Origin of the sequence: Paenarthrobacter aromaticivorans, assembly GCF_019038615.1 — a bacterium.
Classification (GTDB): domain Bacteria; phylum Actinomycetota; class Actinomycetes; order Actinomycetales; family Micrococcaceae; genus Arthrobacter; species Arthrobacter aromaticivorans.
The window spans coordinates 80,377-92,743 of record NZ_JAHOPC010000001.1; the positions used below are offsets into that span (position 1 = coordinate 80,377).

Here is a 12,367-nt window from a genome sequence, read left to right on the forward strand (position 1 = left end):
GGAGCGTCAAACATGAGCGAGCAGCCCATCGACGACGCCGGTTCCACCGGGACCATCCAAGAGCGTGAACTCCGGGAGATTCTGGGGACTGCTCTGGGAACTGCCCAGGAGCACATTCTGCAGAACGGCGGCTTTCTCCCCTTTGGCATCACACTTTCGCACGAAGGTGAGGTGCGGATTGTCATGGTTTCTCCGGGAGAGCCGGACGAGGACGGTCACATTGATGCGGGGGCAATGTTGACGGATGTCCAGGAATTACTTCGCCAGGGCCGGAACGACTACCGGGCCGTGGCCATCGCAAGTGACGTCGCGCTGCCCGAGCATGGCTCGGACGGCATCCACGGCACCGCCGAGCACCGGGATGGTGGGGTCATGGCAGCCGTAATTCCCTATGTCCACACAGCCGATGGCTTCTCCTTCGGCGCCCTTGAGCCTGACACCCATGAGCCCTCGCTCTGGGTGGACTAGACCTGACTACGTAAGCTGATGCCATGAAAATCAACGCTTTCGCAGACGTGAGCCTCCGCGCCGTCATGGTGTTGGCGTCCGCCCCTGAGGGTACGTTGCTGACAACCCAGGCTGTTGCCGACGCCGTGGGTACTCCGTATAACCATGTCAGCAAGGCTATGGTCCGATTGCGCAGCCTTGGATTGATTGATGTGGAACGAGGCCGCTTGGGTGGCTCGCGCCTGAACGAAGCAGGACGCCAAGCAACCGTTGGCCAACTCCTTCGCCACTTGGACAGCCGGCAGGATCCCGCCGAATGCCAGTCCCCCAACCATGACTGCCCCCTCATCACAGAGTGCGCTCTCCGGCACGCAATGAACCGGGCCCGCGAAGCGTTCTATCGTGAGCTCGACACCGTCGTCATCTCGTCCCTGCCCCATGCCCGGCAGATGAATCCCGTCTTCCAAACAATAGGCCTCCGGCCGGAATTCAGGTCCCCCGCAACCCTGCCCTGACGGCGTGCGGACGCAATCGCGTTCAGCGATTTGCACATCTTTTCTACAAGGAGTAGAAATTGAGGTGTAAATATGCGCATTCCAAATGCTTGTATTGTGATGGTTCGAATGACCCAACCGGACCCCTACCCCCCCAGGAGAATCATGCTCTCGGAAAAATCCCGCCCCATTATTGAAGCCACCCTTCCCCTGGTCGGCTCGCGTATTGGCGACATCACCGCAGACTTCTACAAGCGCCTCTTTGCAGCGCACCCCGAGTTGCTCGATGGACTATTCAGCCGCTCCAACCAGCGCTCAGGCGATCAGCAACAGGCACTCGCCGGGAGCATCGCCGCCTTCGCAACCCATCTGGTGAACAACCCGGGCACGCTCCCGGAAAAGGTCCTGGCCCGGATCGCCCACAAACACGCCTCACTGGGCATCGCCGAAGAGCAGTACGGAGTGGTCTACGAACACCTCTTCGCAGCAATCGCGGCCGACTTGGCGGACGTCATTACACCGGAAATCGCCGAGGCATGGACGGAAGTCTACTGGCTGATGGCAGACGCCCTGATCAAGCTTGAGAAGGACCTCTATGCCTCCCAGTCAAACAACAAAATGTGGATGCCTTGGCGCGTGGTTTCCAAGGTAACGGCTGGCAAGGACGCCATGACATTCACCTTGGAACCTGCCGACGACACTCCCGTAACGCCGGCCCTTCCCGGCCAGTATGTGAGCGTCAAGGTCGCCCTCCCTGACGGCTTGCGCCAAGTACGGCAGTATTCACTGTCAGGCGACGCCGGCACCAGCCGGATCTTCACCACCAAGCTAAACGACGGCGGCGAGGTGTCCACCGCCCTGCATACCGCCGTCGAACCTGGCGACGTGCTCGAAATTTCCAACCCCTATGGCGAGATCACCCTCAAAGAAGGCGAGGGGCCGGTTGTGCTCGCATCGGCGGGGATCGGGTGCACGCCGACGGCCTCAATCCTGCGTTCCCTGGCTGAGGCAGGCACTGATCGCCAGGTTCTTGTCCTGCACGCCGAACGCTCCATGGACAGTTGGGCTCTGAGCGGCCAAATGACGGCAGACGCTGCGAGCATTGACGCCGAACTTCAGCTCTGGCTTGAGTCGCCCCAGTCCAGCAACGAAGTGCACCGCGCCAAGGCAGGCTTCATGTCCCTGAGGGAAGTCGACATGCCGGCAGACGCTTCCTTGTACCTCTGCGGGCCGTTGCCTTTCATGAAGAAGATTCGCGACGAAGCGATCGAGGCCGGGATTCCGGCCACCCGGATCCACTACGAAGTGTTCGGCCCTGACGTCTGGCTCGCGAACTAGTCAAAGCAAGAGCCAGGACAAAAGCAACAAGCACGACGGCGGCCCGTCACTTTTCCAGCGAAAAGTGACGGGCCGTCGTCGTTCACTTAAGAACGCCGTTGTCCTTAAGAGGTCTAGCCCAGACGGCTCTTGAGGCCGTCCAGCTCGGACTGCAGCGCCGCGGGGAGGGACTCGCCGAAGTTGGCGAACCATTCCTCGATGGATGCCAGCTCGGTGGTCCATTCGTCGGCATCCACACGGACAGCTGCCTCGACCTCGGCCGGGGTCATGTCCAGGCCTTCAAGGTCGATGCTGTCGCCGGTCGGAACGAAACCGATCGGCGTTTCCACAGCGTCCGCCTTGCCTTCGAGCCGTTCAATGGCCCACTTCAGGACGCGGGCATTGTCACCGAAACCAGGCCAGGCGAAGCCACCATCAGCAGTACGACGGAACCAGTTGACCAGGAAGATCTTGGGCAGTCGCTCCGGGTTGGCCTTCGCCGACAGGTTCACCCAGTGGTTCAGGTAGTCGCCTGCGTCGTAGCCGATGAACGGCAGCATTGCCATGGGATCGCGGCGGACAACACCTACGGCGCCAGCTGCAGCTGCCGTGGTTTCCGAGGAAAGCGTGGCACCCATGAAGATACCGTTGGACCAATCGCGGGCCTCTGTGACCAGCGGGATGGTGGTCTTACGACGGCCTCCGAACAGGATTGCCGACAGCTCCACGCCGTCCGGGCTGAAGTACTCCTCGGCGAGCATGTCGATCTGGTCGATCGGCGTGCAAAAACGGGAGTTGGGGTGTGCGGCCGGGGTGTCGGAGTCCGGAGTCCAGGACTCCCCGCGCCAGTCGGTCAGGTGCGCCGGAGTTTCCTCGGTCATACCTTCCCACCACACGCCGCCGTCATCGGTCAGGGCAACGTTCGTGAAGATGCTGTTGCCCTTGGCGATAGCGCGCATCGCGTTCGGGTTGGTTCCCCAACCGGTGCCCGGGGCTACGCCGAACAGGCCAGCCTCAGGGTTGACGGCGCGGAGCTCGCCTTCCTTGCCAAAACGCATCCAGGTGATGTCATCGCCAAGAGTCTCAACCTTCCAGCCCTTGATGGTGGGGTCGAGAAGCGCGAGGTTGGTCTTGCCGCAAGCAGACGGGAAGGCAGCGGAGACGTAGTAGGTCTTCTGCTCAGGCGAGGTCAGCTTGAGAATGAGCATGTGCTCGGCAAGCCAGCCTTCGTCGCGGGCCATCACGGAGGCGATGCGCAGGGCGTAGCACTTCTTGCCAAGCAGCGCGTTTCCGCCGTAGCCCGAACCGAAGGACCAGATAGAGCGCTCTTCAGGGAAGTGGACAATCCACTTGTCCGGGTTGCACGGCCACGCGACGTCGGCCTGACCGGGTTCCAGGGGTGCGCCCAGCGAGTGGAGGGCAGGCACAAAGAATGCATCGGTCTGCGTGATGCGGTCCAGGACGTCCGAGCCGATGCGGGCCATAATCCGCATGGAAGCTACAACGTAGGCGGAGTCAGTGATCTCAACGCCGAACTTCGGGTCCTCTGCATCCAGGTGGCCCATGACGAAAGGAATGACGTACATGGTGCGGCCGCGCATGGAGCCGGCGAACAGTCCGCGCAGCTTCTGCTTCATCTCCGCCGGAGCCATCCAGTTGTTGGTAAAGCCAGCGTCGCGCTCGTTCTCGGAGCAGATGAAGGTCTGTTCCTCTACACGGGCAACGTCAGCCGGGTCAGAGAACGCCGCGAAGGAATTCGGGAACGTTTCCGGGTTCAGCCTCGTCAGGGTGCCGGCCTCGACGAGTTCGTCGGTCAGCTTCTTGTTTTCTGCTTCGCTGCCATCAACCCAGTGGATGCGGTCCGGCTGAGTCAGCTCGGCAACTTCCTCGACCCAGGCCAGCAGGCGTGCATGCGTAGTAGGTGCCTTCTCAAGCAGCGGCAGTCGCGCCAGATCGCCCATTGCGGTTCCCTTCCTCGGGTTCAGTGGTGTGTCCTAAACGATAGGGGGCGCGGACCAGACCAATTCGTTGTCAGACATCGGACCTTCGAAGGCTTCAAAACGAAAAACCCCTAGAATTCAAGGTTTCAATTTCAGAGAAGGGCGTTTTAAGTGAGGAAGGTCACATAGACCGGTCTAGTTGTGTAGATTACAGCTTTTCGATTTGGAACTTCACATGAACTTCTGTAAAGTTTATTGAGGTTCGAGGGGGTCAGAGAAACAGACCGCCGAGAAACACACGAAATGCGCCCATAGCTCAGCTGGATAGAGCGTCTGTCTACGGAACAGAAGGTCAGGGGTTCGAATCCCTTTGGGCGCACAGATAGAGACCCGCACCGGTTCGCCGGTGCGGGTCTTTTGTTTTCCCCGCTTACCCAAGTAAGTAGCAGCAGTGCGCGTTTAGAGCACGCTAAACGCGCACAACTGCGACTCAGTTGGGCCGGCCGCGCGCAGAAACGCAAGGGCCGCCGTCAGTGGGAACGCCTACTCCCCCACGGCCTCGCTGATGCGGCGCCGAATGCCGTCGAAATGACGGTTGAGCAGCTCGGCTGCGAGGACCTTGTCTCCCGCTGCAACGGCGGCATAGATATTGCGATGGATTGCGGCGGTCTTTGCCAGGTCCTCGTTACCGGCGCCGATCTCTACGTGGATCTTCCGGTACACCTTCCAGAAAACCCCCATCAGGTTGATCAGCAGCTCGTTGTTCAGGGGTTCGAATAGCCGGCGGTGGAACTCGGCGTCGGCGGCCACGAAGTTCTCACCGGCGGCGGCGAGTTCTTCCATTTGCTTCACGGTTTCCTCGATGGACGCGAGCTGCTCTTTGGTCATCACATCGATAGAGGAGCCAATCAGCCCAGACTCCAAGGCCTGCCGCACGTCCACCAGCTGCAAGGCTTCGAGTCCCTGGTGTCGGAGGGAAAGCCGACCCCGGAATGTCAGGCCATCAGCCAAAGCATCGAAGTTGCTGGGCGCCACGAACATCCCGAAGCCATGGCGGATCTCGATCACACCCAGGGCCTGCAACACTTTCAGGGACTCACGCAACGTATTGCGCCCCACACCGAGGGCGACTGAAAGCTCGTTCTCTGTGGGCAACGGGTCACCCGCCTCGAGCTCGCGCTCAAGGATGAGTTCCATAATGTCCGACTGCAATGCACGCAGCCGGGCCTGTGCACTGAACCGCGCTTGCGGAACGACACCGGAAGTTGTCATGGCGCTCTCCTTGCCGATGCACTCTTCCCAGAGAGGCCTGTGTACCTCGGATGCAGAAGGAGTGCGGTGTTAATATTGAGGCGAGCTTTATGCCCACCGCAGATGAGTGACTCGCAACATACAATATCGGATGTCCCACCTCCTTGATAGGTATGTCTTCGGAATTCCTCGAGAATTCCGCCTTCGGGCACCCGGGCAGCGCGGAACCCGCGGGTTTCCAGCGTCCCAGGCAGCCTCACCGTGATCCATTTCTCACTTGACGTCCCCTTGTGACCACCCTTACAGTTTCAATACGAGCATCGGACGTCCTACATCCGATAACCCACGACAGTCGAATGGTGAGGCACCCTATGAGCAAGACCATCAACAGCCTGCCGCTGGTCAATGACGCCAGCCGCCGGAACTTCCTCAAGCTGAGCGGCGCCGTTGGTGCAGCCGCCGCCTTCACGGCGACCCTTTCTGCGTGCGGCGGCGCTGCCAGCACCACCACGGGGAACGCAGCGAACACCGCTGCTGTGAACAAGGACCTCATGATCGAAGCTGGCATCTCCTACGCCCTCTCCACAGGCTTTGACCCGCTGAGCTCCTCGGGAGCCACACCGATGGCAGCCAACCTGCACATCTTCGAAGGCCTCATCGAGCTGCACCCAGCTACCCGCCAGCCATACAACGCGTTGGCAGCCTCGGATCCCAAGAAAATCAACGACACCACCTACCAGGTGACCATCCGCGACGGTGCCAAGTTCCACGACGGCTCTCCCGTCACTACCGACGACGTTGCCTTTTCCTTCACCCGCGTGATGGACCCGGCGAACAAGTCATTGTTCTCCCAGTTCATCCCGTTCATCCAGGACGTCAAACCCTTGGACGCCAAGTCCGTGGAATTTACCCTCAAGTACGCCTTCCCCGGCTTTGGACCGCGTATCTCCGTTGTGAAGGTCGTCCCCAAGGCACTCGCCAGCGATCTGAAGGCCTTCGACGCCAAGCCAGTCGGCTCCGGGCCCTACAAGCTGGTGTCCGCAGTCAAGGACGACAAGATCGTCTTCGAAGCATTCGCCGACTACAACGGCCCCAAACCTGCTCTCGCCAAGGGCATGACCTGGCTCCTTCTTTCGGACGCAGCCGCCCGTGTTACTGCTGTCCAATCCGGCCGCGTCCAGGCCATCGAGGACGTTCCGTACCTGGACGTCGACGGCTTGAAGTCCAAGGTCAAGGTGGAATCCGTACAGTCCTTCGGCCTGCTGTTCCTCATGTTCAACTGCGCCAAAGCCCCGTTCGACAACAAGTTGGTCCGTCAGGCATTGCATTATGGCCTGGACAAGGATGCCATCATCAAGAAGGCCTTGTTCGGCAACGCCAAAGCCGCCAGCTCCTACTTCCAGGAAGGCCACCCGGACTACGTCAAGGCCAAGAACGTCTATGGTTTTGACACGAAAAAGGCCGAAGACCTGCTAAAGCAGGCCGGCGTCACGAGCCTCGAATTCGAGCTCCTCACCACGGACACCGCCTGGGTCAAGGACGTTGCACCGCTGATCCTTGAATCCTGGAACAAGATCCCCGGGGTCAAGGTCACCGTCAAGAGCCTCCAATCCGGCGCCTTGTACAGCGACCGCGTGGGCAAGGGTGACTACACCGTGGTTGCGGCCCCGGGTGATCCATCAGTGTTCGGCAACGATGCGGACCTGTTGTTGAGCTGGTTCTACTCTGGCGCCACATGGATGGAAAAGCGGGCCTTCTGGACCACCCCTGAGCGCGCCAAATTGCAGGAACTCATGAACAAGGGCTCCCAGGCTTCCGGCGAGGAGGCCAAGAAGGTCGTGGGCGAAATCGTGGATATGGTCTCTGACGAGGTTCCCCTGTATCCGGTCCTGCACCGCCAGCTTCCCAGTGCGTGGGACGAGAAAAAACTCAAGGGCTTCCAGCCTCTGCCCACCACCGGATTGTCATTCATCGACGTCGGACGTACCGCCTAGAAACCCGAGTTGCGAGGCCTGCTTTGCGCACTAAATCCCCCAAATAGCACGCAGAGCAGGCCACACAACCAAGCAGCACCCCAACCAACCGGAGAACAAATTGGTCACGATATTGCGTCTGCTTGGCCGCAGGCTTGCAGCATTGCCATTGATGATCCTGGGCATTACGTTGCTCGTCTTCCTCGTACTGCAGGGCGCCCCCGGCGACCAAGCCAGTTCCGCCCTGGGTGACGGTGCCAGCGAAGAAGCCAAGCAGCAGTATCGCCAGGAGAATGGCCTGAACGATCCCCTGGTCCTGCAATACTTCCGTTTCCTTGGGAAGCTGCTGCAGTTCGATCTCGGCGTCACTACCCCGCCGGCGAAGTCGGTGGCATCCATGATCGGCTCTGCGTTCCCGTTGACGCTGCAGCTCACCTTCCTGGGCGTCATTATCGCAATTGTTCTGTCCCTGGCTTTCGGAATCCTCGGTGCCCTTTACCGGGACAAGTGGCAGGACCAGTTGGTCCGCGTCTTCTCGATCGCCGCGATCGCCACGCCGTCGTTCTGGCTGGGTATCCTGCTCATCCAGTGGTTCGCACTCGGCGCCAACCCCATGTTCCCCTCAGGTGGAATTGCGACGCCGGAGTCCGGCTTTGGCGGTTGGCTCAACTCGATGGCCCTCCCGGCACTCGCCCTCGGCATCCCCGTCTCGGCATCACTGATCCGTGTAGTCCGCACCTCCATGGTGGAAGAGCTTGACCGCGATTACGTCCGCACCGCCATCGGCAACGGTGTCCCCTACCGCGAAGTGGTTTCCAAGAACGTTCTCCGCAACGCCCTCGTCACCCCAGTGACCGTGCTGGGACTCCGCGTGGGCTACCTGCTGGGTGGCGCCGTCGTGATTGAAATGATCTTCGCCCTGCCCGGCATGGGCCAGCTGATCCTCAATGGCATCACCAATCTGGACGTCAACCTGGTCCAAGGAGTGGTTCTCACCATCTCTGTCACGTTCGTTCTGGTGAACATCGTGGTGGACCTTCTCTACCTGCTCATCAACCCCCGAATCAGGACGGTATAGCTCATGCGCAGCAAGCTCGCAGAACGGCTAAGTGCCCCGGGCATTCGTTTCAAGGCCCTGCCCTGGGGCTCCCGTATCGCCCTGCTCTTCCTCGTCATGATCGTGCTCGCGGCCATCCTCGCGCCGGTCATCGCTCCGCACGATCCCCTCGAGACGTTCATCCCGGCAACCCCGCCCGGCGCCGAGCACTTCTTCGGCACCGACCGCCTGGGACGCGACATCTTCTCGCGTCTGCTCTTCGGCGCACAATCCTCGCTCATGATCGGCCTCGGCGCGGTTGGCCTCGCCATCCTCGCCGGTGCGCTCCTTGGCTCCTTCGCGGCGACCTCCAGCAAGTCGGTCAACGAGATCATCATGCGGCTTATGGACATCCTCATGGCGTTCCCGGGCATCGCGCTTGCGGCGGTACTGCTGGCCGCGTTCGGCAACTCGGTTCCCACCATCATCATCGCGATCGCCATCATCTACACCCCGCAGCTTGCACGAGTGGTCCGCGCCAACGTGCTCGCACAATATGGCGAAGACTACGTCCGTGCCGAACGCGTGATCGGCGCCGGCCGCTTCTACATTCTGGTCAAGCACATTGTCCGTAACACCGCCGCTCCCGTACTGGTGTTCGCCACAGTGATGGTGGCCGATGCCATCATCCTGGAAGCGTCGCTGTCCTTCCTCGGCGCCGGCGTGCAGGATCCTGCTCCGTCTTGGGGCAACGTGATCTCCTACGGCCGCAACCTTGTGCTCTCCGGCGGATGGTGGGCAACAACCTTTGCCGGCCTGACCATCCTGCTGACCGTGCTGTCCCTGAACATCCTCGCCGAGGGCCTCACGGACGCCATGGTGAACCCGAAGCTCCGCCGCGCCCCCGCGGTGAAGGACGACGACGGCTCCACCGCTGCTGTTGTTGTGGACACCGAAGTTGCCACTTCCGTTGCCCAGCCTTCCGTAGTTGAAGAACACGAGCTCGACGGCGTCCGTGCAGCTTCCGGCGATGCCGTCACTTCCAGTGTGGGAACCTCAGCCGTCCTCACCGATGTGAAGCTCGCCGCCGCCAACCCGCACCTCCTGTTGGACCGCGAACTGGAACTGCTGGCAGCCATCGAGGCGAAGCGCACCGACCGGCTCCCGCAGGTATCTCCGGGTGCCCGCAATGTGCTGGAAGTGAAGAACCTGTCCATCCGCTTCCCGGGCCGGTTCGGCGACATCGCAATCGTGGACAACGTCTCATTCACCGTCCGCGAAGGCGAGACCATGGGCCTCGTAGGCGAGTCCGGTTGTGGAAAGTCCATCACCTCACTGGCCGTAATGGGTCTTCTGCCCAAGACCGCACAGGTCACCGGATCCATCAAGTTCGATGGCAAGGAACTCCTGGACGCAAACACTCAGCACAGCAACCCCAAGGCTTACGAGGGCCTGCGTGGCGAGCAGATTGCCATGGTCTACCAGGATGCTTTGAGCTCGCTGAACCCATCCATGAAGATCAAGGACCAGCTGGAGCAGCTCACCAAACGCGGCGGCCGCAAGACACCGGCGGAGCTGCTGGAAATGGTGAAGCTGGACCCTGTCCGGACTCTTGCCAGCTACCCACACGAGCTCTCAGGCGGCCAACGCCAACGCGTGCTGATTGCCATGGCGCTCTCCCGCTCACCGAAGATCGTAGTGGCCGACGAGCCCACCACGGCCTTGGACGTCACCGTGCAAAAGCAGGTTGTGGACCTCCTCAACGAGCTCCGCGAACAACTGGGCTTCGCCATGGTGTTCGTTAGCCACGACCTCGCGTTGGTGGCCTCCCTGGCCCACCGAATCACGGTCATGTACGCCGGCCAAGTGGTGGAATCCGCACAGGCTTCCGAGCTTCTGCAGAATCCGAAGCACGAGTACACCCGTGGCTTGTTGGGGGCAGTCCTCTCCATTGAGGCCGACGCCGTCCGCCTGCACCAGATCCCCGGCACGGTCCCTTCACCACGGGATTTCGCTGCGGGCGACCGCTTCGCGGCACGCTCATTGCGCGCCGACGCGGATCCCAATCAGAAGCTCGTCCTCACCACGGTTGCGTCGTCCACTGGCGATGATGCGGACCACTACTGGGCCAGCCACTTGAAGGAGGATGCGAAGTGAACGCCACGCCCGTGATCGAGCTCAAGGACGTCAAGGTCTACCACCACGCCCGGACCGGCGGACTCTTCCGTCCAAACATCGTCAAAGCCGTGGACGGTGTGGACTTCAGCATCAGCCGCGGCGAAACCGTGGGCATCGTTGGTGAGTCCGGCTGTGGCAAGTCCACCCTCGCTTCAGTGCTTGTGGGACTGCAACCACCGACGTCGGGCCAGGTCTTGTTCCATGGAAAGCCAGCTATCAAGCGCAACGCTGCCATGCGCAAGCAGTTTGGCCGCTCGGTCTCCGTGGTCTTCCAGGACCCGGCAACTGCGCTGAACCCGCGTATGACCATTCAGGACATCCTCACCGATCCCCTGCAGATCCACGGCATCGGCAATGCGACAACGCGCGCCGCCAAGGTCAAGGAACTGTTGGCCCTGGTTGGTCTGCCGCAATCGGCGGCCGAGGTGACGCCGTCGCAGGTTTCCGGCGGCCAGCGCCAGCGTGTGGCGATCGCCCGCGCACTGGCCTTGGACCCGGACATCATCGTGGCGGACGAGCCGACGTCGGCCTTGGACGTTTCGGTCCGCGCGCAGGTCCTGAACCTGCTGTCGGACCTGAAGACCCAGCTGAACTTGGGCATGGTGTTCATTTCGCACGACATCCAGACCGTTCGATACGTCTCGGACCGGATCTGCGTCATGTACTTCGGCAAGATCGTCGAACAAGGCACCGCCGCACAGGTCTTCGACAACCCGAGCAACGACTACACCAAGAAGCTGCTGGGCGCCGCGCCGAGCCTGCTTCACATCTAGTTTTTCCCTTCACAAGTTACAAACAACGGAGATTTCTGTGTCCACTCAGTTCCAGGGCGTCATTCCCCCGGTCATCACCCCCCGCCACGCCGACGGCAGCGTCGACACCGCGTCGCTGAAGAACGTCGCCAAGCACCTGATCGACGGCGGCGTGTCCGGCCTTTTCGTCCTGGGCTCCTCCGGCGAAGTCCCCTACCTCACCAATGACGAGCGTGAACTGGTGGTCTCCACCATCGCCGACGCCAACGCAGGAGCGGTCCCGCTCATCGTCGGCGCCAACGAGCAGACCACCAACCGGGTGATCGAGGAAGCCCGAAAAGTGGTGGACCTGGGCGCTGACGCGATCGTGGTGACCTCCATGTACTACGCCATCGGCAACGCCGCAGAGACCGAAACGCATTTCCGCAGCATCCACGAGGCGATCGGCAAGCCGATCTTCGCCTACGACGTCCCCGTCCGCACCCACTTCAAGCTGCCCACGGACCTTCTGGTCCGGCTTGGCCGCGACGGCGTGATTGCCGGCGTCAAGGACTCCTCCGGCGACGACGTCTCGTTCCGCCAACTGCTCCTGGCAGCCAAAGACATCCCCAACTTCGACATCTTCACCGGCCACGAAGTAGTGGTGGATGGAGCCCTCCTAGGTGGCGCCCAGGGTGTCGTGCCGGGTCTTGGCAACGTTGATCCGGCCGGCTACCGCCGTCTGTTCGACGCCGCGAAGGCTGGCGACTGGGCCCTGGCCGCGCGGGAACAGGACCGCCTGGCCGACGTGTTCGAAATCGTCTACACCCCCAAGGGCCGTGTCTCCGGGGGCGCTGCAGGCCTGGGCGCTTTCAAGACCGCCCTGCAGGTGATGGGCGTCATTGAGTCCAACACGATGAGCGAGCCCATGCTGTCCCTGAACTCCGAAGAGACGGCGCTGATCCGCGAAATCCTGGAGCGGAACGGGCTGGTCTAGTCT

The 12,367-nt window shown here is 61.4% G+C and carries 10 protein-coding genes and 1 tRNA gene; 9 read left to right on the forward strand and 2 right to left on the reverse strand.

All coding sequences use genetic code 11. The annotated features are described in order from the left end of the window. Nucleotides 1–12: 12 nt before the first annotated feature. From KSW38_RS00360 to KSW38_RS00370, 3 genes are all read left to right on the forward strand, one after another. A complete protein-coding gene (locus KSW38_RS00360; protein ID WP_216921340.1) occupies nucleotides 13–468 on the forward strand; it encodes a hypothetical protein in 456 nt (151 codons plus the stop codon). A gap of 23 nt (nucleotides 469–491) precedes the next feature. Beyond that, complete coding sequence (locus KSW38_RS00365) at nucleotides 492–962, forward strand: RrF2 family transcriptional regulator (RefSeq protein WP_216921342.1); 471 nt, start codon at nucleotides 492–494, stop codon at nucleotides 960–962. A 144-nt stretch (nucleotides 963–1,106) separates the two neighbouring features. Then, nucleotides 1,107–2,279, forward strand: coding sequence for a globin domain-containing protein (locus KSW38_RS00370; protein WP_216921345.1), 1,173 nt, complete (start codon nucleotides 1,107–1,109; stop codon nucleotides 2,277–2,279). A 113-nt stretch (nucleotides 2,280–2,392) separates the two neighbouring features. Here the strand turns inward: KSW38_RS00370 and KSW38_RS00375 are convergent, their stop codons facing one another. Then, on the reverse strand, nucleotides 2,393–4,219 hold the full coding sequence (locus KSW38_RS00375) for a phosphoenolpyruvate carboxykinase (GTP) (protein WP_216921347.1): 1,827 nt from the start codon (nucleotides 4,217–4,219) through the stop codon (nucleotides 2,393–2,395). Between the two features lie 284 nt (nucleotides 4,220–4,503). Here KSW38_RS00375 and KSW38_RS00380 point away from each other — a divergent pair. Further along, a tRNA-Arg gene (locus tag KSW38_RS00380) sits at nucleotides 4,504–4,577 on the forward strand. 164 nt (nucleotides 4,578–4,741) lie between these two features. Here KSW38_RS00380 and KSW38_RS00385 read toward each other — a convergent pair. Continuing rightward, entirely contained in the window at nucleotides 4,742–5,470 is a 729-nt protein-coding gene (locus KSW38_RS00385) for a FadR/GntR family transcriptional regulator (protein ID WP_216921348.1), read from the reverse strand. A gap of 350 nt (nucleotides 5,471–5,820) precedes the next feature. Here KSW38_RS00385 and KSW38_RS00390 point away from each other — a divergent pair, with 350 nt between their 5' ends. From KSW38_RS00390 to KSW38_RS00410, 5 genes are all read left to right on the forward strand, one after another. Next, entirely contained in the window at nucleotides 5,821–7,443 is a 1,623-nt protein-coding gene (locus tag KSW38_RS00390) for an ABC transporter substrate-binding protein (protein WP_428982332.1), read from the forward strand. A 100-nt stretch (nucleotides 7,444–7,543) separates the two neighbouring features. Continuing rightward, a complete protein-coding gene (locus tag KSW38_RS00395; protein WP_256449672.1) occupies nucleotides 7,544–8,500 on the forward strand; it encodes an ABC transporter permease in 957 nt (318 codons plus the stop codon). A 3-nt stretch (nucleotides 8,501–8,503) separates the two neighbouring features. Continuing rightward, complete coding sequence (locus KSW38_RS00400; RefSeq protein ID WP_216921352.1) at nucleotides 8,504–10,615, forward strand: dipeptide/oligopeptide/nickel ABC transporter permease/ATP-binding protein; 2,112 nt, start codon at nucleotides 8,504–8,506, stop codon at nucleotides 10,613–10,615. After that, the gene (locus tag KSW38_RS00405) at nucleotides 10,612–11,409 is read left to right on the forward strand and encodes an ATP-binding cassette domain-containing protein (RefSeq protein WP_216921354.1); all 798 of its coding nucleotides are present in this window, start codon (nucleotides 10,612–10,614) and stop codon (nucleotides 11,407–11,409) included. The genes KSW38_RS00400 and KSW38_RS00405 overlap by 4 nt, the downstream gene beginning before the upstream one ends. Nucleotides 11,410–11,446: 37 nt before the next feature. Continuing rightward, nucleotides 11,447–12,364, forward strand: coding sequence for a dihydrodipicolinate synthase family protein (locus tag KSW38_RS00410; RefSeq protein WP_216921357.1), 918 nt, complete (start codon nucleotides 11,447–11,449; stop codon nucleotides 12,362–12,364). Nucleotides 12,365–12,367 lie beyond the last annotated feature (3 nt).